At 48.5% G+C, this 26,960-nt stretch carries 16 protein-coding genes; 10 read left to right on the top strand and 6 right to left on the bottom strand.

Annotated elements, in window-relative coordinates; translation table 11 throughout:
* Positions 1–9: 9 nt before the first annotated feature.
* The 4 genes from VIM72_RS20590 to VIM72_RS20575 all read right to left on the bottom strand — a co-directional run bounded on the left by VIM72_RS20590 (position 10) and on the right by VIM72_RS20575 (position 6,660).
* Entirely contained in the window at positions 10–1,728 is a 1,719-nt protein-coding gene (locus tag VIM72_RS20590) for a hypothetical protein (protein ID WP_332004709.1), read from the bottom strand.
* Positions 1,729–1,747: 19 nt separating this feature from the next.
* Positions 1,748–4,906 carry a TonB-dependent receptor gene (locus tag VIM72_RS20585; protein ID WP_332004708.1) on the bottom strand — a complete coding sequence of 1,053 codons (3,159 nt, stop codon included), beginning with the start codon at positions 4,904–4,906 and terminating at the stop codon, positions 1,748–1,750.
* Positions 4,907–4,989: 83 nt separating this feature from the next.
* On the bottom strand, positions 4,990–6,006 hold the full coding sequence (locus VIM72_RS20580; protein WP_332004707.1) for a FecR family protein: 1,017 nt from the start codon (positions 6,004–6,006) through the stop codon (positions 4,990–4,992).
* A gap of 81 nt (positions 6,007–6,087) precedes the next feature.
* A complete protein-coding gene (locus VIM72_RS20575) occupies positions 6,088–6,660 on the bottom strand; it encodes a sigma-70 family RNA polymerase sigma factor (protein WP_332004706.1) in 573 nt (190 codons plus the stop codon).
* Positions 6,661–7,065: 405 nt separating this feature from the next.
* Here VIM72_RS20575 and VIM72_RS20570 point away from each other — a divergent pair, with 405 nt between their 5' ends.
* From VIM72_RS20570 to VIM72_RS20525, 10 genes are all read left to right on the top strand, one after another.
* Entirely contained in the window at positions 7,066–7,659 is a 594-nt protein-coding gene (locus VIM72_RS20570; RefSeq protein WP_332004705.1) for an RNA polymerase sigma factor, read from the top strand.
* Between the two features lie 148 nt (positions 7,660–7,807).
* Positions 7,808–8,974: a FecR family protein gene (locus tag VIM72_RS20565; protein WP_332004704.1), complete on the top strand. Its 1,167-nt coding sequence runs from the start codon at positions 7,808–7,810 to the stop codon at positions 8,972–8,974.
* A 242-nt stretch (positions 8,975–9,216) separates the two neighbouring features.
* On the top strand, positions 9,217–12,546 hold the full coding sequence (locus VIM72_RS20560) for a TonB-dependent receptor (RefSeq protein WP_332004703.1): 3,330 nt from the start codon (positions 9,217–9,219) through the stop codon (positions 12,544–12,546).
* Between the two features lie 39 nt (positions 12,547–12,585).
* Entirely contained in the window at positions 12,586–14,157 is a 1,572-nt protein-coding gene (locus tag VIM72_RS20555) for a RagB/SusD family nutrient uptake outer membrane protein (RefSeq protein WP_332004702.1), read from the top strand.
* Between the two features lie 39 nt (positions 14,158–14,196).
* Positions 14,197–15,714 (top strand): redoxin domain-containing protein, encoded by a 1,518-nt coding sequence (locus VIM72_RS20550; RefSeq protein WP_332004701.1) that lies wholly within the window; start codon positions 14,197–14,199, stop codon positions 15,712–15,714.
* Positions 15,715–15,914: 200 nt separating this feature from the next.
* Positions 15,915–16,487, top strand: a complete 573-nt coding sequence (locus VIM72_RS20545) for an RNA polymerase sigma-70 factor (RefSeq protein WP_332004700.1) — start codon at positions 15,915–15,917, stop codon at positions 16,485–16,487.
* 64 nt (positions 16,488–16,551) lie between these two features.
* The gene (locus tag VIM72_RS20540) at positions 16,552–17,529 is read left to right on the top strand and encodes a FecR family protein (protein WP_332004699.1); all 978 of its coding nucleotides are present in this window, start codon (positions 16,552–16,554) and stop codon (positions 17,527–17,529) included.
* Positions 17,530–17,692: 163 nt separating this feature from the next.
* A complete protein-coding gene (locus VIM72_RS20535; RefSeq protein WP_332004698.1) occupies positions 17,693–21,034 on the top strand; it encodes a TonB-dependent receptor in 3,342 nt (1,113 codons plus the stop codon).
* Positions 21,035–21,060: 26 nt separating this feature from the next.
* Complete coding sequence (locus tag VIM72_RS20530; protein ID WP_332004697.1) at positions 21,061–22,686, top strand: RagB/SusD family nutrient uptake outer membrane protein; 1,626 nt, start codon at positions 21,061–21,063, stop codon at positions 22,684–22,686.
* 37 nt (positions 22,687–22,723) lie between these two features.
* Entirely contained in the window at positions 22,724–24,121 is a 1,398-nt protein-coding gene (locus VIM72_RS20525; protein ID WP_332004696.1) for an alpha-L-fucosidase, read from the top strand.
* Positions 24,122–24,186: 65 nt separating this feature from the next.
* Here the strand turns inward: VIM72_RS20525 and VIM72_RS20520 are convergent, their stop codons facing one another.
* Positions 24,187–25,794, bottom strand: a complete 1,608-nt coding sequence (locus VIM72_RS20520) for an NAD(P)/FAD-dependent oxidoreductase (RefSeq protein WP_332004695.1) — start codon at positions 25,792–25,794, stop codon at positions 24,187–24,189.
* Between the two features lie 282 nt (positions 25,795–26,076).
* Positions 26,077–26,925, bottom strand: a complete 849-nt coding sequence (locus tag VIM72_RS20515) for a hypothetical protein (RefSeq protein WP_332004694.1) — start codon at positions 26,923–26,925, stop codon at positions 26,077–26,079.
* Positions 26,926–26,960 lie beyond the last annotated feature (35 nt).

Genomic DNA, 26,960 nt, shown 5'->3' with positions numbered 1-26,960 from the left:
GATCGTTTGTTATCTGGTGATGGTGATGGTATTGAAATGTATCTGGTCAAAGAAATTATACCTTGTGTAGCCGACATACAGTTTACCGAACTGGTCGAACAGGATGCGGCTTACTGTTCCTATAACCGCCTTCTGCCCCGGTTGCGGTTTCGTTGCGTCAGACTGACCGTATTCGTATCTGCCTCCGGCTAATTTGACCACCATTTCCTTGTTCACATCGATTTTGTAAATGCAGCGGGGTTCTTCAATGTAGATCTGTTCGTCGTACCCGATGAGGATGTTGCCGTCAAAGTCAGCGTCAAAAGAAGTGATGGCGCGCATGTCTACCTCCTTGAAAGTACCGGAGTACTGGAAGTTGTCCGGAGCGTTCGTGGCTTTGCCGATGATGGTGGTCACCTCTTTGGTAACCGGGTTGAACTCCCGGATGCATTCTTTCATTTCAACGCTGCCGAAATTTTGCGCGATATATATCTTGCCATTTCCTCCTACTACGATCCCCCTGGGGTCGTATATTTTGGCTTTTGCGCCGAAACCATCCACCGTATTGGCACTATTGTTCACAGAGGAACCGGCCTTTAAGGTGTCGGGGTTGGTGCCATTGTTGTCGTAGAACACATAATCCGCCAGGTCATCTGCTGCGCCGGCTTCTGTTGTTACCATCCCATCGGAAGATATTTTCCGGAGCACAACTCCACCGTTATGCTGACCGCCATCCAGGAAGTAGAGATTGCCAGCTTTATCCAGTTCGATGCCCCTCACCTTACCGATCATGGCTTTGTCTGCAGGCCCGTCTACCATCGATTCAAATATCGCCCCGTTGTCGAGGCAATATTTGTCGTTACGGCCTGCCAGCTTTTTAACTTCGCCGGTACGGGGATTGATCTTCAGTATGCGGTGAAAACGGAGTTCGTATTCAAAGGGTTCATTAGAGCCGGGTAGAGTTAAGCGGACAAGCGGCATATTGGTTACGGCAAGATAGATCGTACCGTCTTCCGCTATCTTCAACGCATCTATGCTGTTCAACCGCAGGTCGCTCAGTTGTGTTGCGTATTCGTTGTTGCCGCCGCCGCCGAGGGTCTTGATTTCTCCATTGGCAAACTTCCGGATGGTCATGTTCCGCCTTTCGTATATACCTTGCTGAGGGTTGAAGTCAAAAGCCCCGTTGTCTATAAAATAAATGGCGCCTTCCTTATCCATGCCCATGTCGTACACAGCACCTATGGTAGCCGTGCCCACAGGCCCGTCCACCGGTTCCTGATCTGTGCGGCCGGTCATCAGCAAAGGAGTTACGGTTACCGCGCCGGGAACCAGGATGTCCGGCTTCTTTACCGTAAATTTGAAAGGCGCGCTTTTCACGCCGTTCACGGTGATGTAAATGCTGGTTTCCCCGATCTGGGCGGAATCAGGCACAAACATCCGGAAAGTATCCGCCACAATGGTCTCAAAATCCTCCGTGTATTTGGATATCGGTACTTCCAGTTGCGTTTGCCCGTGTGCCAGTACGGTAGCTTCGATGTTGCCAATAAATATTTTCAGGTCGGCGTTGGGCTCCCCGAGTTTGACATACAGCGTCAGCGGCTCGCCACGCATGGCAATACCCGGAAAAGTGGTTTCCGCCTTCACGATGCCTGATTCTTGCTTCCGTATATTCAGCTCCTTGTCGTATGTTTTTTTACATGCGAAGCATATCGGGAGCAATAACAATAAATAATATTTTATCTGTTTCATATGCGCTGGTTGATCCGGGTTAGTAAATGAAGTTCAGGCCGAGGGTGTAATAAGGCCGCGGGCTGAAAGTCTGGTAAGGCCTGTCTTTCGTCCAGTTGTCGCGCTCTTTCACCACGCCGTCGTATTTATAGTTGCGGTTGTAGTCCATGAACAATTCGCGTTTCTGGTCCAGCAGGTTCTGCACGCCGGCTTTGAAATGCACATGTTTGTTCAGGCGCTGGCTCCAGGTAAAGTCCAGCAGGTGCTGGCCGCGCTGCATTATATCGGGAATGCTGGCATGCTGCTGGTCGGGCCGGTGAGTATTGTTGCCCAGCAGCACGATCATAGGGCCGGTGATGTTATAACCGAGCGATATCTTGGTGCCAATGGCAGGATCTTCATAATTGAGCGACGAGTTGAGGATATAAGGCGCCTGCCCCTGCAGCGGGCGTTCCCGGCCGGTCTGGTTGCCGTCTGAGGTCTGCGCCGGCATATCCACCCGGCTGTAGATCCAGGCCCCGTTCACGATAAAGGAAAGGTTGCGGAAAAACGAGCCGCGGATGAAGCTCAGGCTTTTGCGTATTTCCGCTTCCAGGCCATACACTTTGGTAGGGCCTGAATTGATAAAGCCGATCTCGTTGATGAACGAGGCGTAATAGACGTCCCTGACCAGGATCTGCTCAATGGGCGAATGCAGTTTTTTATAAAAGAAGCCGAAGTTGAACATTTCGTTTTTCAGCATGCTTTCAGGATACCATTCCAGCCTGATATCATAGTTCTCGATATCAACCGGCTGCAGCTTTGGGTTGCCTACGTACATCAGGTAGTTTTCTATATCGAAGTAGGGGAAGGGCGCTACTTCACGGAATTCAGGCCGGTTAAGGGTTTTGCCGTATCCGCCGCGTAAGATGATCCGTTCGGTGGGCTTCCAGTTGAGGTTCACGGACGGCAGCACATGCGTGCGCGCATTTGTTACCAGCAATGGATAATTGGCCTGGCCCGCCAGCAGCGCGCCGATGATGCGAAGACGGTTGTCTTCCACCCGCACGCCGCCGAAAACGGAAACGTTGGTATTGGGAATATGGACGTCTGTGGCAAGGAAGTAAGACAGGTTGCGGTTGTCGGCAAAATAGCTGTCATAGGGACTGGTTTCCTCGTACCAGGTATGCCCCGTATTGTCTGCGCGGAAATTATCCGGGTGCAGGTAATGATCCAGCATGTCTTCCGTGAGCTGGTAGCCGATATGGCCGTTTTCAAAATCACCATTATAGGCAGTGCCCTCGTTTAGCCCAAACTGGCGAAGGTTGACACGTCTTTCTTTCTGCTCGAAAAAGAATCCCGCTTTTGCAGACCACCAGGGCAGCAACCAATGCTCTGCTTCTGCATTGGCCTGGGCTGTATTTTCGTTGACATGGGTATAGATACGACGTATGCCGAAGGTTTGGGCTGCGCTGCCTACCAGCCAGGGATCGCCGGCAACGTGCTCGGGGAAAGTGCTGTCTTCGGTGGCGCGGCGGTACCATATCTCGCGTGTGTCAGGATCGTTCCTGCGCACAAGGGTGTAGCCCGCGTTAGCGAATAGGTGGGTGTTCCCTTTGTTCTTCAGGTTCCAGTAGCCGCTCAACTGCCCGGTATAGAGGAAGGTGCTTTGGAAGATGAGCTGGTTGTCTTTACTCTGGCCCGGGTAGTCGCTTCCTCTCTGCAGGATGAAGGACATCATTTGTTTGTTGCCCAGCTGGTTGACGAACTGTTTCAATTCCAGGTGCGCACTGTCGCCGATGGGCAGGGTATTTTGCTGGATGAGGGTAATGCGTGCGGATTGCGTGCCGCTCCGGATAACGCCTTCTGTGGAATTGGCGTTGCGGATATCGTAAACCGGGATGGTATTGTTTTGCGTGGTGTTGGTATAAGCGAGGGAAGTGAGGTTATTGATATGTTTGCGGCCTACTTTCCAGGCATCATAGTAATTGGCCAGTATCCGTTTATCGAGATCGGTTTTTACTTTGAACGATTTAAAATTATTGGGAAATGCCTTCCAGTACGGGGCGTTATCTTTCGGGTTGCCGGTATTGAACTTTACAAGGTCTGGTAACCCGGCCGGCAATGCGCGTGTTCCGTCATCGAAGCCCAGCGCATCATAACGGCCGCCTGCATAGGTGGGCATATCGCTGAAGCTGGAGCCGGGGCGGTATTGCGCAGAGAGTTGCAGGTCGAACTGGCGTGTGAGCTGACTTTTCTTGGTGTATATTTTTACGACGCCTCCTGCAAAATCCCCCGGTAGATCCGGTGCGGGGGATTTATAAATAAGGATACGATCTATCATGCTGCTGGCGATCTGGTCGTAGGAAAAGGCTTTGCTGTCCAGTTCTGTCGCAGGAGCGATGTTATCGTTCAGAAAGGTAACATTATACCGGCGGTTGAGCCCACGTACTACAATGAACCGGTCGTTTGTGATATTCACACCGGCTATCCGGCGCACCACTTCGGCCGCATCGCGGTCCATGCTGCGGGAGATCTGCTCGTTGGAGATGCCCGATATCACGCTGCGGGCCGTGCGTACTTCATCTATCAATTGTGCATCCGTGGTATTGATCACTTTGCGGTGCGGAATGCCTGTTACCACTACCTCTTTCAGTCCGCGTTTGGGCTGTAGCTTAAAACTTGCCTGTAACGTAGTTCTGGCTTCCACCTTTACGCCGTTCAGGCTTCCCGTTTCGTATCCAACATAACTGAACAGCAGGTTGTATTTGCCGGGCGGAATTTTGTCGATCGTGTAAAATCCTTTTTCATCTGTAACAGTAGCGAAGGAAGTATTGGCCACTCTCACCGTAGCGCCGATCAAAGGATCACCGTTTTCAAAATCCACTACACGGCCCGTGATCCTGCCTGGTATTACCTGTGGCCTGGGCGATACGATGATATTGTTGCCGTCTATCGTAAACTGCATGGCGGTGTTGGCAGAAAGCCGGTCGAGGCAGGAATGAATGCCTGCACGACCGGCAACGGTGATAGGGATGGTTACGATCTTCTGTTTTACAATGGCGGGATCATAAATAAAATGAAAGCCCGTATGGTCTGCAATACGGTTTAATACGGCCTCCAGTGTTTCCTGTTGTTCCACCATAGCTTTCGCGGCAAATGAAGGCAGCAGGGATAGCAGGAGCCAGCCAAAGCAAAAGTGTAAAATTCTGTGATGCATAGTTGTTTTTTATGAGACAATAAACGACCTGCCGCAGCTTTGCTGCGGTAATACCAGGTCGGGAAATGAATATGAATGTTTTGTTATCGCATATTAATGAGCACTGTATCCCCTTTTTGTGCGAAGTGAATATTACGGCTGATGCTTAGTAGTTCCAGTACTTTTCTGAGCGGCACTTCTTTATCAAAAGAGGCGGTGAACAATTCTTTGCGGCAGCGGTTGTCTGTAAACACAAAAGCGACATTGTAACGGGAAGAGAGTATTGCGGTGATATCCTGTAATGACTCCTCGTAAAAATTCAGTTCACCGTTGATCCATTTGCTGTACCGGGCGGCTGATACCCTTTGTACCGCATAGGTGCGATCAGCTGTAATAGTGAGCTGTTCATCGGGTTTTAGCAGGATGGGCTGCGGCGCAATGCCGGTATGCACGGATACTGATCCCGTTAGCAGCGTGATGCGCATACCTGCTGTTGCCGTATAAGCCTGTACGTTAAAGGAAGTACCGAGCACCCTCGTTTCCACCCCTTTACTTTTTACAGTGAAAGGATGATTGGCATGATGGGTTACATCAAAGAAAGCTTCGCCTTCTGCCAGCACAACTTTTCTTTCATGTTTATTATAATCTGCCGGGATCAGCAAACGTGACTGGCTGTTAAGCACCACCATTGTGCTGTCGGCCAGCCGGATGCTGCGCACCTGGCCAATGCCGGCATCTATTGTATCATATAAAGGCCCGCTTGTTTGCGCCATGGTAGTGGTGCCTGCAGGGCGCATGGTATAATAAAGCGATACAGCTACCAGCGCCAGTACAACGGCTGCTGCCACTGCGTTGCGTACATTCAGCCAGCGGCGCCTGGGCTGCATAGTAGTATGGATCTCGTTGCTGAACCGTGCGAAAGCCTGCTGATAGCCTTCATCATAAACGCCTATCATCTTATACAGCTGTTCCGCTTCCCGGAATATGTGCGCCATTGCGGGATGGGTTTCAAGCCAGTTGGTCCAGTAGCGCACATCCTTTTCAGGTGCGCCTTTGCAATAATTGCAGAATGAAGTGTCAGATAAGAAATCTTCCGGCAGTTCGTAATATTGTTCTTTCAACGATCCAGTGTTTATTGTTCCGTTAGTAGGACACAGGGGAAGGCAGAATTTCCATGATAGAAAAACCGAGTTAACGATTCCTTAATATGGGAATATAGGTTTGCCCTTCAATTGCTTCCGCAGTGCTGTGAGGGCTTCATGTACATAGTTGTAAGCCGTTTTTACAGGCTGGCCGGTGATCCGGGCAATATCTTCATAGCTGTATTGCCGGAAAAAACGCATCTCTATTACCTGCCTGTACCGGGGCGGGAGATTATGCAGGGCGCGTTGCAGGTTTTCCTGCATAGCTGTTTCATCTGCATTGCGTATCAGTATTTCTTCGTAGGAATATTCCACACCATCCATTTCGCCGGGCTCGTAGGGCACTGTTTTATTTTGCTGCTTTAAGGCAGTCAGCAGCCGGTTGCGCAATGAAACGGTAAGGTAGTTTTTCAGATGCAGTATCTTCTGAAGATCGTCCTTTTTCTGCCAGCAATGAAGAAATAGCTGGTGGATGCAATCGCGTATCAGCTCCTTGTCATCCGTAAGATAACAGCCTGCGGCAAACAGCATATGATAATGTGCCTGGTATAATTGTAAGATGGCATCCCTGTTATCCATTTCATGTATAAGCGATCCGGTGTATTCAAAGTTACCATATCGGGCGGCAGGCACGTTTTAAGAAATTGTTAAGCCTATTTGCGGCGTCCTCGGGGAAAGAGGCACCATAGACGTAAGAAGGGTAAAGTATTGCAGGAAAGCCGGGCCGATTTTGTATTTCACCCGGAGTATCAATTGCCTGTAGCTGGCTATATCGGGAAAAATGTGCATCTGCAGGTTTTCCAACGGAAAGAGAAATGAAATAGAATGGAGTGGATCCGGGGGAGATGAACAAATTGTTGTTGCAGGAAATAGAAGAGCAGATGTTGTACATCATCCGGCTCAATAAGCAGGTGGAGGAGTTATCGCAGTTAGTAAAAAGCAGGGAGAAATGATGGGAGTATATCTTTTTTCATCTCTCCTTTATTAAAAAATGAAAAAGAGAATGATTAAATTGCTCCCGGTCTAACTCAGGAGATATTGCGCGGCGCCAAGTTTCATATAGCAAAAGAATTACTGATCAGTATATCGGAAGGAGACGAAGTGGCTTTTCGTGAACTCTTTTATGGGGCTCTCCCCTGGCTTACTTCTTTTATACAAAGGATGGTTAAATCGCCGGAAGGGACCCAGGAGATTGTGCAGGAAACATTTATCCGGATCTGGTTGAGCCGGGATAAGCTCCCCGGGCTTCTTGAACCGCAGGCGTGGATTATACGGGTAGCCAGCAATGAATGCTTCACCTGGTTCCATAAGCAGGCGGCGCTCCGCAAGGTAACTGGTATCAGCGAAGAGGAAGGCGCCGTTGCTGGCAACCACGCGGAAGACCGGCTACAGTTGCAGGAAACACTGCAACTGATCAGGGAGGCGGTAGCCCAGTTACCGCCGCAGCGTAAAAAGATCTACCAGCTGAGCAGGGAGGAAGGACTGAAAATACAGGAAATTGCCGACCGCCTGCAATGTTCTCCCAGCTATGTGAAAAATACGCTTAGTGCAGCGCTGAGCTTTATCCGCGGGCATCTTACAGCCGCCGGTAAGATAATTCCTCTCTTATTTTTCTTCTCATTAACACGCTGAGAACAAAGCACTTAATTTTTATTTCCCGTTATTTTTAAAAAAAAGTGAAAGGCCGATGAGTACCACCGGTCTTTTTTTCATTCTTTATAATATTACGCTGCTTGCCGGCGTGCACCTGTAATTATTTTATTACGTTTTGAAAACCACTATGGAAGCGAGAATTACTTTTTTATTGAAAAAAAGTGGGGAGGAAGGATTAACTGTAGCTGAGGAGAAGGAACTGACCGCTTTTTTCCGGGATGAAGCTAACCGTGAGCTGTTTAACAGCGCGGCTGCTGCATGGCAGGAAGAGATTTCCGGTGATGAGGCGGTGAATCCTGTAACCTGGGAGCCTGTGCTGCAGCATATATTGCTGGCAGATAAGCCTGGCAATACGCCAGTGAAGGTGGTGTACCGGAAATGGTGGCAATACGCCGCAGCAGTAATGTTCATAGTGGCGGCATCGGGCGCCTGGTTCCTGTTGCAGCACAAAAGCCCCACAACGCCTGCTGTTCCGGAAGTGGCTGCCGGTATAGCGCCTGGTACCAACAAGGCAGTGCTGCAGCTATCGAATGGAAAAACCATTGTGCTTTCCGATGCGCAGAATGGTGTAGTAGGTCAGCAGGGGAATGCACAGGTGGTAAAAACGGATAACGGGGTATTGGCCTACCAGCGCGGAACAGCAGCTGCCGGCAATACGGTGGAATACAATACAATGATCACACCACGGGGCGGGCAGTTCAGGATTGTATTGCAGGATGGTTCAACAGTGTGGCTCAATGCTGCGAGTTCTTTAAAATACCCGGTGGAATTCAATGGTGCAGAACGGGTGGTAGAGCTTACCGGGGAAGCCTACTTCGAGGTGGCGGCCAGGCCGGGGCAGCCTTTCCGGGTGAAATCGAAAGGGCAGGAAGTACTGGTGCTGGGCACCCATTTTAACATCAATGCCTACCCGGATGAAGCAATGACAGCTACCACATTGCTCACTGGCAGGGTAAAGGTATCCGGTGCAGGATATACCGGTGTGCTGCAACCGGGAGAACAAATACAGCAACAGGAAAATAGCCACTGGCAGCTGTTGAAGAATGTAGATACAGAAACCGTGATGGCCTGGAAAAACGGGTATTTCTCTTTTAACAATGCCAACATCGTTACAGTAATGCGGCAACTGGCCAGGTGGTATGATGTGAATGTAATATTTGAAACCAAAAATACAGCACAGGCATTTATGGGGGAAATACCCCGTAGCGTAAGCCTGGAGAAAGCTTTAGAGATACTTAAATTCAGTGATATTCATTATGTAATAACAGGAAGAACAATTAAGATTGTCGACTAATTAATCAACCAACCGCGATTTATTATCAACCAAAAACCAACCAACCATCAATGAAAAGAAATACGTCATAAAAAAGAAAACAGAAGTGCTTGCAACACTTCTGTTTTTAATCCGGGTTTACCGACAACTATCCGACTAAAGAAAGTTTAATCAATTCACCCAAACATTACAAATGTATGCAATTAAACAATTGCTATAGGCATTTCTTTGCCCGTTCCCTCCTTAAAAAAACGATGCTCATTATGAGATTGAATTTTTTCCTGATTGTTGTGCTATGCCTGCATGTAAGCGCAAAGGGGGTGTCTCAGGAGATTACATTGTCATTGAAAGAGGCTTCACTTGAAAAAGTACTGTCAGGTATTAAAAAACAGAGCGCTTATCACTTTTTTTATGATGCCCGGCTGCTGCGGGAATCTGCACCCGTTAGCGTGCAGCTGAAGAGAGCATCGCTCCGGCAGGCGCTGGAGCAAAGTATGCAGGGACAGCCGTTTTCCTGGCGTATTGATGAAGACAATAAGCTGGTGATCATCGGCAGGAAAACAGTTACGGTAACACCGCTGATAGACATCGCAGTTGCATCCGGGACCATCACCGGTGTAGTGGTGGACCATGAGGGAAAACCTATATTGGGAGCTACAGTAAGCCTCCGGCCATTTAACAGGGGAACCGTTACCAAAGAAGACGGCTCCTTTAGCTTTAAGAATCTAGCCGCCGGTAATTATACCATCGTGGTAACTTTCGTAGGCTATGGATCTTATGAAAAAAATATTAAAGTAGGAGCCACCCCGGTGGAACTCACTATTGCCCTGAAACCGGTACTTACAGAATTAAATGCCTCGGTGATCGTTGGCTATGGTACCACTACGGAGCGGAACAAAACAGAGTCCATGTCTTCTGTAAGATCAAAGGAGCTTACGGAAAACCATTCCAGTATTGCCGTGTCGGATATGCTGGCCGGCCGGTTGCCGGGATTGTACGCGGTAAAATCCGGTGGAGCGCCGGGAGCGGGATCTACGCTTTTTGTACGTGGACTGAGCACCTTCAATAATTCTGCGCCGCTGGTAGTGATCGATGGTATCCCCGACAGGCGGCTGGATGATCTGAACGCCAATGATATTGATGTAATATCGGTGTTGAAAGATGCCTCGGCGATCTCTGTTTATGGCGCCCGTGCAGCCAACGGGGTGATACTTGTAACCACTAAGAAAGGAAATATCGGAAAGCCAAGTATCACCTTTGCAGCTAACGTGGTGAACCAGCGTCCTACACAATACTACAAACAGATGAATGCTTTTGAGTATGCCACCACCTACAATGAAGCACTTAAAAATGAAGGATTATACCAGCCCGGCGTGGGGATGGGCTTCAGCGATGAAGCGGTGCAGAAATATAAGGATGGCTCTGATCCCGACCACTATCCAAACGTGAACTGGATCGACGAAGTGCTGGCTACTTCCTTATGGCAAAGTAATTACAACCTGTCTGCCGCAGGCGGAAGCGAAAATATCCGCTACTTTATTTCCGGGGGGTACTCAAAGAACAGCGGATTGGTACCGGTAGAAGGTTACAGCCGCTATAACCTGCGCAGCAACCTGGAGGCAAAGGTAACACGCGACCTGAAAGTGACGATGAACCTGAGCGGCTCTTTCAGCAAACAGGATGCGGAAGCGGTGTATGGTTCCGAGTATGTTATTGCAAATATGTACTCCACACCGCCTATCCGTGTTAATCGCTTTACCAACGGATTGTATGCCATGGTACCGGAGCAGCGGGGAAATGCCTACCAGCAATCAATAGGCGCATCCGGTTATTATCTCACCAATACGAATATTTTTAATTCGGTAGTCAACATACAATACGATGTTCCATTTATAAAAGGATTGTCGCTGAAAGGCAACGGCTCTTTTGATAAGCTTTATTCCTTTGGAAAACGCTTTGCCACACCTTACGATATTTATAGTATTGATGCAGCAGGGAATTTCAAAAAGGCAACGCCCTATCCAACAGAGCCTTACCTGCGTGAAATCTTTGCGCAAACACAGAGCCTTACACTGGAAGCCGGTGCGCAGTACGACCGTTCACTCGGTAAGCACGACCTGTCCGGTTTACTGCTCTTTACACAAACCAATAACACCGGCGATAATTTCAATACGCAGCGCTCCGGCTTTGTATCTTCCAGCTTATCGCAGCTGGACCTGGGTGATCCTACGCGTGTAACCAACGGCGGTAACGGCACACAGAATGCCAGGCGAGGTTTGGTGGGGCGGTTTTCCTATAACTATGCTTCGCGCTACCTGTTCCAGTTTAACTTCCGGTATGATGGGTCTGATATTTTCCCTCCTGATCACCGCTATGGATTTTTTCCATCGCTCTCCGCGGGCTGGATTTTATCAGAAGAACATTTTATGGATAATGTATCCAATAACCTTGATTTCCTGAAGCTGAGGGCCTCCTGGGGGCAGCTGGGGAATGATCGTGTAGATCCCTACCAGTTCCTCACTACCTATGCCCTGGGAGCCACGCCGGGATATTCACTGGGAGGAACTGTGCCGCAGTATTACCAGACGTTATCGCCCAACGTGTTGCCCAACCCGGTATTTACCTGGGAGCGCGCAGTGATCACCAACATAGGAGTGGAAGCGCATTATAAACAGGACCTGTTTACGCTGGAGGCAGATTATTTCCAGAAAAGAACAAAAGATATCCTGGCGCCGCCTGCACAGCAGGTACCTACCATAATTGGGATAGGCCTGCCGGACATCAATAGCGGTATTGTGGATACCAAAGGACTGGAAATTACTTTGAGTCATACGCAGCATTTCGGGAAGTTCTCTTATTTTATCTCCCCCAATTTTGCTTTCAGTAAAAACAAGATCGTTTATTATCCTGAATCACAAAGTATCCCTGAATGGCAAAAGATCACGGGGAAATCCATCGGTTATTTTTATAACAGGGTAGGTACCCAGACAGCAGGATATATTTCCGAAGGTTTATACCAGAGTGAAGAAGAAATTACCAAAGGGCCCAAACCACTTTACCCCGGCACCGCTCCCGGAGATATCCGGTACAAGGATGTGGACGGCGATGGCGCTATTACCGCCCGGGACCAGGTAGCTTTCGGATCCGCCTTTTTCCCGAAGATCCAGTATGGTATCCGTTGGGGCGTTAAGTACAGCAGCCTGGAGCTGAATGTATTGATGCAGGGAGCAGGCAATGTACAGGGGTATGCGTATAACAACCTGCCGGCTACAACTGATAAACTGGGCCGCTGGACGCCGGATCATACCAATGCTTCCTATCCGCGGTTATGGTATAATAACCAGAATAATGAAGAACGCTCTGATTACTGGTCCCGTAATACTGCCTACCTGCGTGTGAAGAACATTGAGCTGGCTTATAGCTTGCCCGGTACTGTACTTCAGCGCATTGGCGCAAAAAGTTTACGTATCAGTGTTAGCGCAAATAATCTCTTCACTTTCACTCATTTTAAATCATTTGATCCCGAAAGTGCAGGACAGGTACGCGACCCGCTGATGAAGTCGTTCGCAGCCGGCGCCACGCTGCAATTCTGATCTGTGAAAATGAATTTATTGAACATCTAATGCTCTCAAATGAAAAGATTAATCAGCTATATAACCCTTGCTGTAACAGTGGGAACAGTTGCCTGTAATAAGGAAGCGTTGAATAAAGGTCCTCTGAACCTTTACAGCGACAGCAACGTATGGAAAGACAGTGCCCTGATCGGCCGGGTGGTATTGGAATCGTACAGTAAGATACATTCAATTTATGATGATGCCGGTAACTGGATGATCTGCGATATTACGGATGAAGCCAAATGTGCGAAGTCCTTCCTGGAGGCCAACCTGGTGAACTCCGGGCAGTATTCTCCTTCTTCCAATATCAACACCAATATCTGGAACGACACTTATATTGCAGTACGCAACTGTAATACGGTGTTATCGCATATGGATGATATGCCGCTCAGCGCAGCAACAAAGCAGCAGATCAAAGGTGAGATGCTGTTTCTCCGGGCATTACACTATATGGACCTCTATTTTACCTTCGGGCGTTTCCCTATTGTAGATAAAGTACTTTCGCTGGATGATGAGTTATCGATAGGTCGTGGTACCGATGAAGCCTGTGTAAATTTTATGGTGAAAGACCTGGATGATGCAGCCGCCATTTTGCCGGGAAGCTATCCTGCGGCTTCCACAGGCCGCGCTACCCGTTTTGCCGCATTGGCTATGAAGGCAAGACTGCTGCTCAATTATAAGGATTACAGCGGCGCCGCTGCTGCTGCCAAAGAGGTAATAGATAAAGGCGGATTTTCTTTGTTCCCGGATTATGGCGCTATGTTTTTCCCGGAGAATGATGATAACAACGAAGTGATTTTTAATAAAGAATACGCGGGAGATCTGAGCGGGCAGGTACATTCACTCGACGATTACAACAACTCTACCTACTTCACCGGTTTTGGCAGCGTGAGGGATTGTCCCACGCAGAACATGGTGGACCAGTACCTGATGACAGATGGTAAACCCTGGAACCAGTCGGCTTTATACGATCCTGCGCATCCGTATGCCAACCGTGATCCGCGCCTGCATGCCAGCATTATTTACGACGGCACTACCTGGATGAATACTGTCATGGACCTGAAACTGGGCTCCGCTATGAACCCAGGCACTTCCAGCACGGCCATCACCGGTTACCTGCTGCGTAAATTCATGAACCCCAACTATATCTTCGGCGGTAATAATACCAACTACCAGAACTGCATCATGATGCGGCTGGGGGAAGTGTATCTTAACTATGCAGAATGTCAGCTGAAACTGAATAATCCCGCTGAAGCGCGCACTTATGTAAACCTTCTCCGCAAACGGGTGAATATGCCGGAAATAACCGGCCAGCTCACCTGGGATGATTATGTGCGTGAACGTACCGTGGAACTGGCATTTGAGGGCCAACGGTTCAATGATATCCGCAGGTGGGGCACCGGTAAAACGATGATAGGAACGGCCATCAAATCCATGCAGATAGGCATTGTAAACGGCGCCAGAACGTATACCGCTGTGCCACTGGAACAACGCTTCTTTGAAGACAAGATGTATTATTTCCCCATCCCACAGGAGCAGCTGCAGAAATATCCTGCAGGTAAAGTACCTGAACAAAATCCAGGTTGGTAATCATCTACACAAAATTATATACCGTCAAACACCAGCATTATGAAAATCACTTTCAATCATTTAAGCACATATACCATTGCAGCAGTGGCATTGCTGTGGCAACCATTAATGGCAGGCGCCCAGGCTAAACAAAAAGGCGACAGCCTGGTTAACGTGATCAATAAACACCCTGAAAACGTTGCTGCACATGATGCCTATATCCAAACCATGTGGAAAGACAGCGCCGGGGTGGTGAAGCAATACCAGCAATGGACAAAGAAATTCCCAAAAGTAGCAGCCGTACAGTATGGCTACGGTAAATTTTATACCAACAAAGAAAGCCCTGCAGCCCGGCCTTTCCTGTTGAAAGCAGTAGAACTGGATCCTAAACTGGCGGATGCCTGGCAGGAGTTATCTATTGATGCAGAGCGCTGGGGGGAATTTGATAAAGCCCGGGAATTTATGGGTAAGGCATCGGCCGCAGAACCAGGCAACCCGGATTATTTTTTCTATTACGCCAGCGCTTTTGAGAAAGATAACCCGCAGAAATACCAGCAGATGTGCAATGAGCTGATCAAAAAATTCCCTGAAAGCCAGCGGGGCGCACAGGCACTGTACTGGATGGCCTTCCGTGAACCGGACCTGCAGAAAAAGAAAGCGCTGTATGAACAGATGCGCAGGGATTTCCCGGTATCAAAATTCAGCTGGTCTGGTTCCGGTATGGAGGAATATTTTGATTTGCTGTTATCCGAAAGCCCTTCGGAGGCGTTGAAACTGGCTTCAGAACTGGCTGCCACGCCCGGCCTGGAAGCAGAAAGCAAGGAAGGGTTTGAAAAAAGTGCAAAGCTCGCCGGCCAGTTTGTAACTGCTGAAAAATTACTGGCGGAGAACAAAGCCGGCGAAGCCGCTGCAGTACTGAATGAAATAAAGCCAAAGAGATGGGGCAGCATGCCACAAACACTGGCGCTGCTCAAAGCTAAAGTAGCCGCTTCCGGTGGGCATCCGCAACAGGCATATGACACCCTGATGAAGTTTTATGTAGCCACACCGGCCAGATCGTTGAAAGCGCCGCTGCTGGCATATGGTAAGGAAGCCGGTAAAACAGAAAGCGCTGTTTACAGTGATCTGAAACAACGGTTAAATGCAGATGCCAAAGAGGCGTCCTTTTCCCTGGAATCTTACCTGGCAAACGGTAAAACCACCATGCAGGACTACAAAGGGAAAGTAGTGTTGCTCACTTTCTGGTTTCCCGGCTGCGGTCCCTGCAGGGGAGAGTTTCCTCACTTTGAAAAAGTGCTTCAGCATTTCAAAGGTCAGGCTGTTTCCTATGTTGCTATAAACATTGTCCGTGACCAGGATGAATACGTAGTGCCATTTGTGAAATCCAGCAAATACAGTTTCACAGCGTTGAAAGATGTGGAAACCGAGAGAAAGAACTTGCCGGTGAGAGGTGCGCCTACCAATTACCTGATTGACCAGGATGGAAAGATCATCTTCAAAAATTTTATGATCCAGAATCATGATGCGGAGCTGATGCTGGAGGATATGATCCGGTTGTTGCTCGAAAAGCAGGCGTAAATTAATATTAAAACCCCATTTATACAGCATGGCTGGCCGGTAGGCCGGCCTTGTTGCTTTAGGATGCTTTAATCCCGAAAATGCAACAGGCGTCTTTTGTGATAGATACCACTCATCTTTTTTACCCCTACTATAATAATTTAACGCCTATATTTATCCCCTGGTATTCCATCTTCACTATAAAAAAATTATAATCAACCATGCCGGCCATTGAGGGGCAAACAGATGAAGCATTGTTGTTGTTGTTGCAGTCGGGTGATGAACAGGCCTTAAGCCTGTTGTACAAGCGGCATTGGGAACCCCTGTTCCTGTCGGCCTACCAGGTGCTGAAAGACAAGGAAGCCTGCAAAGACCTGGTGCAGGAACTGTTTACAGAACTGTGGCAAAGATCCCATCGTATCCGGCTGAATAGCTCCCTGAAGGCGTATCTTGCTGCCAGTATCCGTTACAAGGTGTTTCGTTATATCAGGCAAAACCCTGTGCGGGAAGAACTGTTTGACCATATGCTGGAACGGATGGAAACCGCCTCCCCGGAGAGTGAGCTGGCCGTAAAAGAACTGCAATCCCTGCTGAATACCCTGATAGACACCCTCCCGGAAAAATGCCGGGTGATATTCCGGATGAGCCGGGACCAACACCTCTCTTATAAAGAAATTGCTGCCCAATTGAACGTTTCGGTGAAAACCGTTGAAAACCAGATCAATATTGCCCTCCGGAAGCTGCGCTCCGCCCTCGGCTATGCCTTACTGCTGCTCCTGCTGATGGATAAGTAAAATTTTTTTGCTCCTGCCTTGGGGGGAACCCTTCTTTTTTGTCACTAGTGATAAAATACCCGGTATGAACAGACAGGAGTTTTATTCATTAATAGATAAATGGATGGACGGATTGGCCAGTGAGGAAGAAGTGAAGCAGCTCATGAACTATTATCACAGCTTTAAAACCACCCAGGAGTGGGATGAAATGGAGCTGGGCGCCAAATCCCTGCTGGAGGCGGAAATGGAGCAGCAGTTACTGTCCCGTATCCGCACTGCCGCACCGGGAACAGTACCGGTAAAGCACACGTGGTGGCCAAAGATAGCCGCAGCGGCAGCGGTGTTGCTGGTACTGGCGGTAAGCGGCTGGTGGTATTTCCAGCGCCCGGCTGCGCCAACGCCCGTTCATTCCCGGCAACAGCTGGTGGCTACTAAAGCGGGGGAACATAAAAAGATAGAGCTGCCTGACGGCACCACCGTTTGGCTCAGTCCTGCTTCCACCTTGGCATATACAGATGCTTTCGGGATAGAAAACCGCGAGCTTACGCTGAGCGGGGAAGCCTTTTTTGAGGTAACCACTAATGCCACGCAGCCTTTCATTATTCACAGCGGGCGTGTAGATACCCGCGTATTGGGCACTTCTTTTAATATCCAGGCGTTTGATGCACAGCCGGATGTATCGGTTACCGTGTTAACCGGTAAAGTGGCGGTAGGCAATGCCGATAGCGCGGTGCATGTATCGCCCAGTGAGCGGGCGGTATTCAGCAAGGCCACGGGTATTATCACGAAAGAAGACCAGGTGGCTACAGGTAGCCTGCTCAGCAGGCGTGAGGGCATCCTGAAATACGACAGGGCCGCTTTGCCGGAAGTGGCGGCAGAACTGGGATATTATTACAATGTAAAAATTGAGATCAAAGGAAAGATTTCCAACTGCTTTTATTTTGGAGAATTCAATACTAACGGCACTTTAGATAAAGCATTGCGGCAGTTGTGCCTGTCGCTCAACGCTACTCTGGAAAGCAACGGTACTACCTACATCATCAGGATGGATAAGGAATGCTAAACGTTATGAAATAAACCACCCGCCTATGCATAAGGAAGCGGCGCCTACATAAAAAGAACCTCCCTTGCGGGAGGCTGAAAGTTAAGTTCTAACGCTAGTTTGCCACACTGGCCTGGTAACCGATGGCAGCTAGTTTTTACTCAACCTTAATCTACGTAAAAGTATGAAAAAATGTGTACCTGTAATAGGCATGCTAATGAAAATGTCATTGTGTATTGTAGTCGTTGTATGTAGTACCACACTAACACTGCTGGCCAAGCATACCGAAGCCCAGCTGCTTGAAAAAAGGATTACGCTGAAAGTGGAAGGCGGCGCATTGCATGATGCGCTGGATGAGATAGGCGCCAGCGCCAATCTTTCTTTCAGTTATGCCGTTAACCGGGAAATCTTTAACAGCATCGTCACTATCCGGGCAAAGCACCAGAAAGTGGGCAATGTGCTGAAAGAGCTGCTGGCGCCATTTTCCCTGGAATATTTTATAGCAGATGATAAAGTGATCATCCGCCGCAGCAATGAAATGCTGGCAAATATGCTGCTGGATGCAGATGCCGGCCTCATGTACAAAGATATCCGCGGAAAAGTGGTGAATGAAAAAGATGAGCCTTTACCCGGCGTGTCCATACGGGTGAAAGATGCTTCTATGGCCACTGTTACCGATGAAAAAGGGGAGTACCTGCTGAAAGGCATTCCTGAAAATGCGGTGCTCATTGTATCCTTTATGGGATATAATACCCAGGAGATAGCCAGCGGTAAAGACACCCAGCTGCGTATCGTACTCACGGAAGACACCAAAAAGCTCGGTGAAATTATAGTGGTAGGGTATGGCTCCCAGAAAAAGGCCAGTCTTACCAGCGCCGTAGCCTCCGTAAAAGGCGCTGCGGTAGCGGAAAGGCCCGTGCCCAACGTGGTGAATGCCCTTCAAGGACAGGTACCCGGCCTCTTTATACAGCAAACAGACGGCATGCCCGGAACCAACAACAACAAACTGAATATCCGCGGTATCAGCACCCTGTCGAGCAACCCGGTGCTGGTACTGATAGACGGCGTGGCCGGTCAGCTGGAAACGGTGAACCCGCAGGACATCGATAACATCAGTATCCTGAAAGATGCCTCCGCTACTGCCATTTATGGCGCCCGTGCCTCCGGCGGGGTCATACTCGTAACCACCCGTAAAGGCAAACTGAACAGCAAGCCCTCGCTGGCGTACGATGCCTACGCCGGCACACAACAGCCCACCTATCTCCCAAAACTGGTAGACGCAGTATCCTTTATGCGCAAATGGAATGAGTCCCAGCTGAACGATAATCCCGATGCCACCGTACGCTTTTCCGACGCCGATATCCAGAAATACGCCAGCGGGGAATTGCCCAGCACCGACTGGATCAGTGCCATCTTCAAAAAGAACGCCCTCCAGATGCAACACAACGTGGGCATCTCCGGGGGAACAAAAAATACGGATTACTTTGTATCTCTCGGTTACCTCAAACAGGAAGGACTGGTACAAGGCGTGATGAATGAGCGCTTTACCTCGCGGGTGAATGTGAACACCCAGATCCTGGATAACCTGAAGTTCGGGATCAATACGGTGTATATGAATGCGCCTAAAAGTTTTGCCGGCGCCGGTATTTATACCACCGCTATGCATTGGGCGTATATCCTGAACCCTACCGAATGGGCTTATACCCCGCAGGGGCGCGACAGAAGCTACCGTGGCGGTTCTCAACCGGTAGCTATTATCAATCACGGAGGGTTTGAAAATTATAAGGATAATTATCTTAACACCAACCTCACACTGGATTACGGGATCACAAAAAACCTGTCGGTAAAAGGGCAGTATTCCTATAACAGCCGTGATATTAAACACAAAATTTTCAGGGCTACCTACAAATTGTACGATGATGAGGAGAACCTCGTTACTACACAACAATCGCCCAACTCTTTGAACGATGATTATAATACTGCTATTAACCAAACGTTCATCGGTACGGTGAATTATGGCTTGCAGGTGAAGCAGCATGATTTTAAAGCATTGCTGGGATACAGCCAGGAAAGCATGAAGTATGACGCCTATTCCCTGGGCCGGCAGGATTTCCTGAATAATGATATCCATGTGATCAACGGGGGCAGCGTGAAAAAAGATCAGTGGAGCACCGGCGGCAGCGCTTATGAATGGGCCATCCAGTCGCTGTTCGGAAGGTTATCCTACAGCTTTAAAGACCGCTACCTGCTGGAAGTGAACGGGCGGTACGACGGATCTTCCCGTTTCAAAAACAACCGCTGGGGATTCTTCCCATCCGTTTCCGCAGGATGGAGGATTTCGGAAGAAGACTTCCTGAAAGGCTCCGGTACTATCAGTAACCTGAAGCTGCGTGCTTCTTACGGAAAAGTGGGTAACCAGAATGCAACGGGAACGGATACACGCGGTATTTATTCCTGGGCCAGTTTGATTGGTACCGGCGCTTCTTACTTCAACGATAAAGCGCAAACCACTACCTATTACAACAATACCGCTAATCCTGATCTTACCTGGGAAGAAAAAGTGACCGGGAATATTGGTGTGGACGCCGGTTTTTTCCAGGAGAAATTAACACTCACCGTAGATGTGTTTAAAGAGAAAACCACCGGTATATTGCTAACGCCCAGCGTGCCCTCTACCTTTGGCCGCGATGCGCCGGTCATGAACCTGGGCCGCATGAGCAACTGGGGGTGGGAAGTATCTGCCGGCTACCAGAACCGCGATAATAAACTGAAGTACGGCGTAATGGTGAATATCTTCGATTCACGCAACAAGATCCTCGACCTGGGCGGTACACCGGATGTATTACAGGAAAACCCTGTGATGGTAGGGCAATCGCGCTGGACCTGGTATGGCTATAAAGCGCTTGGGCTGTTCCAGTCTGATGAAGAAGTAAAATCATCACCCACTTATAAACCGCAAAACAAAGCAGGAGACATTAAATACCAGGATACCAACGGCGATGGACAGATTACCCCGGAAGACCGTGTAATACTGGGTGATGCAGATCCGCATATGATGTTTGGCGTGAACGCTAATTTCTCCTGGAAACAGTTTGATCTGAGTATGTTATTCCAGGGCGTGCTGAAAAATAAAACGTATCTCACCGGTTATGCCGTAAGCCCGTTCAACTACGGCGGTTCCTTTACCACCGACCTGATGGATTCCTGGACGCCGGAAAACAGGGGCGCCCGCTATCCCCTGATGCGGCAGGACCTGAGCGTGAACTACGATTTTTCCGACTGGTGGCTGTATGACTCAAAATATGTGCGTTTGAAGAACCTGCAGCTGGGATATAGTGTGCCCAACCATATTTTGCAACGTACAAAGATTGGTCAGCTCCGTTTTTATTTCATGATGGAGAATGCGCTGACACTGAAATCAAAACGTTTCCCGAAAAGCTTCGATCCGGAAATCGACAACTGGCAGTCGGGTGTGAACTTCCCTCAAATGAAGACTTACACCTTTGGCCTGAACCTGAAATTCTGATGACGCTCACCGCAAAAAACAACAACATGAAACGACTACATATCATCGCTATATTATGCGCCTGCAGTATTTTAACTGCCTGCTCAAAAAACTTCCTGGACCGTGCGCCGCTGGATCAGTATTCTGATGCTACCTACTGGACCACGGAATCGGATGCCGTGAAGTTTGCTTCCAGGATCTACGAGTTCCTTCCTTCCGCCGATTTTTTTGTTTGCTATGAGGGCATGAGCGATAATGCTTTTTCCAAAACAGCATCCTGGGGCAACACGCTCCGCAATGCCCAGCTGATAGGTAACAGCACCTTTGTAGCTACTACCGGTAATTTAGGCGATGAATGGCAATACGGCCAGGTAAGGCATTGCCTCGAATTCCTGGATCATGTGGATAAAGTGCCCGATATGAATGAAGGGTTAAAGAAAAGATTAAAGGCAGAAGTAAAAGTGATGCTGGCTTATCGTTATTTTATGATGGCTACGCTTTTCAGGGATGTGCCTTTGGTAATGAAAGTATTTGCCACACCAGCAGAATCAGATGTGCCGCAGGATAAGAAAGCAACAGTTATTACCCAGGTGATCAAATGGCTGGATGAAGCTGCTCCTGATCTGCCATCGTCTTACACCGGCGATGATAAAGGACGCTTCACCCAGGGCGCCGCCTGGGGCCTGAAAGCCAGGGTGCTGCTGTATACCGGCGATTACACAGGCGCCGCTGCGGAGGCAAAGAAAGTGATAGACAGTAAAGTGTATTCTCTTTACGCAAATTATTATAACCTGTTCCAGCAGGAAGGGGATTACTCCTCTGAAAGCATTATCAGCTACATTCATGTAAAGGAATTGCGGGCCAACGGGTTGCGTGATATTACCGGTGTGAACTCCGTTTCAGGAGGTACATTGTACCTGAATCCTTTGCCTTCACTGGTAGATGATTATGAAAGCGCCAGCGGTTACTATCCTTATACCAAGGATCCGGCGTATGATGTGCATGCACCATGGAAAAACCGCGACCCGCGCTTAAATGCTACTATTTACTACCCCGGCAGCACATTAGCCAATGATAAGATGTATGATCCTATTAACAGCACGCTGGATAAAATTGGTGGTGATAAAGCCACGTATACCGGTTATGCTTTTAAGAAGATGTTTGATAAAACAGAACTGGAAGCCCGCGATAATGGTGGCAACGACTGGAAGATCCTCCGTTATGCGGAAGTATTGCTTACGTATGCAGAAGCGGCCAACGAGGCTACCGGTCCATCTGCAGAAATTACAAATGCACTGAACGAAATCAGGGCCCGTGCAGGTATGCCCGGTGTAGCGGCTACGTTTGCGCTTAACGGCTGGAGTATGAACAAGGAAACGCTGCGCACCTTTATCCGTCATGAGCGCCGGATAGAGCTGGCAGGTGAAGGGCACCGTTATTTCGACATCCTGCGGTGGAGGATCGGGCAGCAAGTGCTGAACGGGCCTATTTACACCCTGGATGCTTCTGCCGGGTTAACAGACATTCCTGCTACCGGCGGCAAAACCAATAAGTATCCTAAAACAAAACTGGAAGACCGTCACTTCAGTACCGATAAATTTTATGTATGGCCTATACCACAGGGCATACTGGACCAGGGCCGCAAATTGGTGCAGCAGCCTGAATGGAAGTAGTAAATTTTTTATTCTTTATATTTTAACTCATCAGCTTGTGAAAAAGAATCAGGTTATCAGCATGCTGGCGGCAGTACTGTTATTAATAACGGGAAGTGCCGGCGCGCAGCAAAACCCATCGCTGCATACATTGCAGCAGCAGTTTGTGGATCTGCGTTTCGGTATGTTCATCCATTTCAATATTCCCACTTTTATGGACGACGACTGGGCCGATCCGGAAGCATCGCCGGCTATCTTCAACCCGAAGAAACTGGATTGCAACCAGTGGGCGGCAGCGGCCAAATCGGCGAACATGTCTTATGGTTGCTTAACTACAAAACATCATAGCGGTTTTGCCATCTGGGATACCAAAACCACTCCTTACAATGTGATGAACAGCCCGTTGAAAAGAGACGTGGTGAAAGAGTATGCCAATGCTTTCCGTGCGAAAGGACTGAAGGTGATGTTGTATTACTCCATCCTGGATACGCATCATAAGATCAGGCCCGGGCAGATTACGAAAGAGGACATAAAGATGATCAAGGCGCAGCTCACCGAATTGCTTACCAACTACGGCGAAATCACCGCGCTGATCATTGATGGATGGGATGCCCCCTGGTCAAGGATTTCATATGATGATGTACCTTTTGAGGAAATTTATGGCCTGATCAAAAGATTGCAACCTAACTGCCTGGTGATGGACCTGAATGCGGCGAAGTACCCGGCGGAAGCATTGTTCTATACAGATATAAAATCGTATGAGCAGGGTGCGGGTCAGCATATTTCCACGGAGAATAATCACTTGCCGGCATTGTCCTGTTTGCCAATTAATACGGCATGGTTCTGGAAAGCGGATTTTCCCACTACGCCGGTGAAGAGTGTGGATAGACTGGTGAATGAAAACATTGTTCCGTTTAACAAGGCATGGTGCAATTTCATTCTGAACGTAGCGCCTAACCGCGATGGGCTGATCGACAACAACGCTTTGGAAACCTTAAAGCAGATCGGGAAACAATGGAAAAATGAAGGACCTGTAGCGGCATTACCAACGTATGCATCTCCCATTATTTCACCTAATATTGCCAAGCACCAACCGGCTAATTCCAGCTGGAGCAATGATATGAACATCATGGATTTTGCAAACGATGATAGTTTCAGAAGTACGTGGCAGTCGAACCGCGCAGTGAAGCAGCCCTGGTTTGAAGTGGAATTTGACCGGCAGCAAGGGTTTAACATGATAGTGATTACTGAAGATAAAGCGCGTATTAAGCAATACCGGCTGGAATATAATGAGAACGGGGAGTGGAAGCCATTGCCATCGGATGGCGAACATGCGGGTCGTGTGAGTATTCACCGTTTTCCGCGTGTATGGGGTAATAAAGTAAGGATACTGATAGACGGTTATTCCGAAACGCCAGCGATTGCAGAGTTTGGCGTGTATAACGAGAAACGGTAACGGGTGAATTTGTCCGTAGTCTTTGTGCCGGGGAATATTTTCCCGGCACAAAGACTACGGATTTTTTATTTTTTCTCTTCATGATATTCCTGTTCTGTGTTGATAGACCAGATATTTGATTTGGTAACAATACCGTTGGCAATATTGTCTACAGCCACCATGGCGGTGAGCATGGAGTGATCGGAATTGTTGTATTTGTGCATGCCGTTTCGGCCCACCAGGAACAGGTTTTCGAAGGTGTCTATATAACTTTTCAGTTCTTCGAAGCGGGCGTAGGTGCCCCAATAGGCGGGATATGTTTTTTCCATCCTGAGCACAGTGGCATCCAGTACATCGGATTGTTGCGCCAGTCCTATTTTACAGAGCTCCCGGATAGCTGTTCCCCGGATCTCTTCATCACTCAGGTCCCAGAAATCATCTCCCTTATTACAAAAATATTCCATTCCCACCCAGGTAGTATCCGGGTCTTTCACCATGTAAGGGCTCCAGTTATTGAATAATTGCAGTCGCCCTACTTTTACGTCTTTTTCCTGTATGTAGATCCAGGTGTCTTTCAGCTCCAGCGGTTTGTGCCCGTCGGTTTTTTTATCTTCGAAGCTGAGGTTTTTTAGTAAGATGCCGATGGTGATAAAGTCGCGATAATGTAGTCCGGCGGCGATTTCACGAACATTTCCCGGCACATTCGTTTCCAGTCCGGCTACCAGTTCCTTGATGGGCATGGTAGAGAAAAAGTAATCGCCTTCCAGCATCACTGTTTCCCCGGTAGTACGGTCAAGCGCTTCTATGGCAGTGATTTGATTCCCGGAGGTGTGGATCTTTTTTACATCGTGTTGCATCAATACAGTACCGCCTTTGTTGATCACCTGGTGAGCTACTTCTTCCCAGAGCTGGCCAGGGCCATGTTTGGGATACAGGAATTGTTCGATCAGGCTCGTCTCCACATTTTTTTGTTTGAGGTCTTTCGGCTTACCGGCTTCCACAGCGGATTTTACCGCATGGGCAATCGCTTTGCCGATAGAGATGCCTTTGATCCTTTGCGCGCCCCATTCCGCAGAAATAGCTTTGCAGGAAACGCCCCATACTTTTTCTGTATAATCTTTGAAGAAGAGATGATAAAGGGTAAGACCAAAACGGTTCACCATAAAGTCTTCCAGCGATTTTTCATTTTTCCGAGGAAAGAGCTGCGCCCACAGGTACGACATCATGATGCTGATGGTGGTGGTGAAGCCGAGTTTACGGAGCGTATCTACCGATAGCTGGATAGGATAGGTAAAGAATTTATGGAGAAAATAGATACGCGACAGGCGTTTCCTTACCAGCATGACGAGATCCGGATCAGTGGCTACCAGGGTATCGGTATTATTATTGTTGTTGTTGCGGTTCACCTTTACTTCTTTTGTTTTTTGCTGGTAGCTGATGGAAAATATTTCTGCGGCTTCTTTATCCAGGGGCATCATGTTCATCCACCAGTCCATAACACGGTCTGATTTGGAGAAGAAGCGGTGGCCTCCTATATCGATGCGGTTACCTTTATAGTTGACCGTTTTGGAAATACCGCCGATATCTGTGCTTTTCTCCAGTACGATAGGGATGATACCGGTGCGCTGTAGTAGTTCATAGGCAGCGGTGAGCCCTGCGGGGCCGGCGCCAATGATGATAGCTTTCTTTTGCATGAGCGAATGAGGTTATTGAATGAATGGTTCTGAGGAGAGTTGTGTGTAATACTTGTCTGTAACGGTTTACCGGGATGGCATTCCCCGGGCAAAAAAATGGTGGAAGCTGTTTGTCAGTGGCATAGTAAAAAATGGTTTTACTCCAGGTATTTCCCGACGGGGAATCACCTGTTTTTGAGGGTATATAAAATACGGGTTAGCAGCAGATAGTGAGGGCTGCACGCACTATACAAGTATAGGCGATGTTACTGAAATGCGACGGCAGCAATAAATGTTAGCGGCTCAGAAATTCCATTTGTAGAAATTTACAGGGGCATGTTTTCCTTCGCTGATGGTAACATAGCCGCTGTTATCGGGGAGGATGGTGATGCCTTCTCCCTGTTTTTCGGTCACGTAAGGCAGTTCTTTGGCGGGTTTTGACATGGCTTGTTCCACGCTTTCGTTGGTGTTGCGATGCCAGTAATAAACGGTGGTAAGGGTTTTAATAACAATGTGGTGCCCGTCTTTCGAAATATCGCCGGAGGTAACCCAGGTGTAGGGAAGTTTTATCAGTTTTTCGAGTGTGGCTTTATCGCCGTCTTTAAAGAACAGCTGGCTGGTTTTATACAGGCTTATTTCTTTTTCTCTTTTGCTGAGGATGTAGATCTGTTTGCTGATAGGATCTATCATGAGTGATTCCGCGTCGCGGGGACTGTTGGGATATTGCAGCGTAAGCACATCCGGTGTGATTTCCAGGTGAGCGGCGGGCAGTTTATCCGGTTCCTGGAACCGGTAAATACGGATATGGTTGCGGATGCCGGAGTTATCGCCAATATCGCCTACATACACATAGTGTTTGCCTTTTACGGGGCCAATTCCTTCTGCAATATCTTCCCAGTCGCGGTTGCCTGCATCAGCGAGTTTCACGGTACTGATCAGTTCCGCTTTATTGTTGAGCAGGTATACTTCGGGTTTGTTGCCACTGTCGTTATGCGTCCAGAAGCAACCTTTGAGGGTGGAGCTGGAGGCGATACCGGAGGCTTCTTTGATTTTATCGGTAGAGAGGGCGCCGAGTTCCACGGGGGTAACTGTTTGCGCCATTACGGAAACGGGTGAGAGGAGCATGAGTATATAGAAGGTGATATAACGCATGCGTTAAATTACGGAAAAGTTTGCGGATTTTGTCT

The organism is Chitinophaga sp. (genome assembly GCF_036569185.1).
In the GTDB taxonomy this organism is placed as follows: Bacteria; Bacteroidota; Bacteroidia; order Chitinophagales; family Chitinophagaceae; genus Chitinophaga.
The sequence above is the reverse complement of the archived record's forward strand: the minus strand, read 5'-3'. Positions and strand labels throughout refer to the sequence as shown.

What these genes read in the sequence shown, in the direction of transcription:
- VIM72_RS20560 (WP_332004703.1), top strand. Translation starts at nt 9,217, where the DNA reads ATGAGATTGAATTTTTTCCTGATTGTTGTGCTATGCCTGCATGTAAGC.
- VIM72_RS20530 (WP_332004697.1), top strand. Translation starts at nt 21,061, where the DNA reads ATGAAACGACTACATATCATCGCTATATTATGCGCCTGCAGTATTTTA.
- VIM72_RS20515 (WP_332004694.1), bottom strand. Translation starts at nt 26,925, where the DNA reads ATGCGTTATATCACCTTCTATATACTCATGCTCCTCTCACCCGTTTCC.
- VIM72_RS20520 (WP_332004695.1), bottom strand. Translation starts at nt 25,794, where the DNA reads ATGCAAAAGAAAGCTATCATCATTGGCGCCGGCCCCGCAGGGCTCACC.
- VIM72_RS20535 (WP_332004698.1), top strand. Translation starts at nt 17,693, where the DNA reads ATGAAAAAATGTGTACCTGTAATAGGCATGCTAATGAAAATGTCATTG.
- VIM72_RS20540 (WP_332004699.1), top strand. Translation starts at nt 16,552, where the DNA reads ATGAACAGACAGGAGTTTTATTCATTAATAGATAAATGGATGGACGGA.
- VIM72_RS20550 (WP_332004701.1), top strand. Translation starts at nt 14,197, where the DNA reads ATGAAAATCACTTTCAATCATTTAAGCACATATACCATTGCAGCAGTG.
- VIM72_RS20590 (WP_332004709.1), bottom strand. Translation starts at nt 1,728, where the DNA reads ATGAAACAGATAAAATATTATTTATTGTTATTGCTCCCGATATGCTTC.
- VIM72_RS20545 (WP_332004700.1), top strand. Translation starts at nt 15,915, where the DNA reads ATGCCGGCCATTGAGGGGCAAACAGATGAAGCATTGTTGTTGTTGTTG.
- VIM72_RS20565 (WP_332004704.1), top strand. Translation starts at nt 7,808, where the DNA reads ATGGAAGCGAGAATTACTTTTTTATTGAAAAAAAGTGGGGAGGAAGGA.
- VIM72_RS20585 (WP_332004708.1), bottom strand. Translation starts at nt 4,906, where the DNA reads ATGCATCACAGAATTTTACACTTTTGCTTTGGCTGGCTCCTGCTATCC.
- VIM72_RS20555 (WP_332004702.1), top strand. Translation starts at nt 12,586, where the DNA reads ATGAAAAGATTAATCAGCTATATAACCCTTGCTGTAACAGTGGGAACA.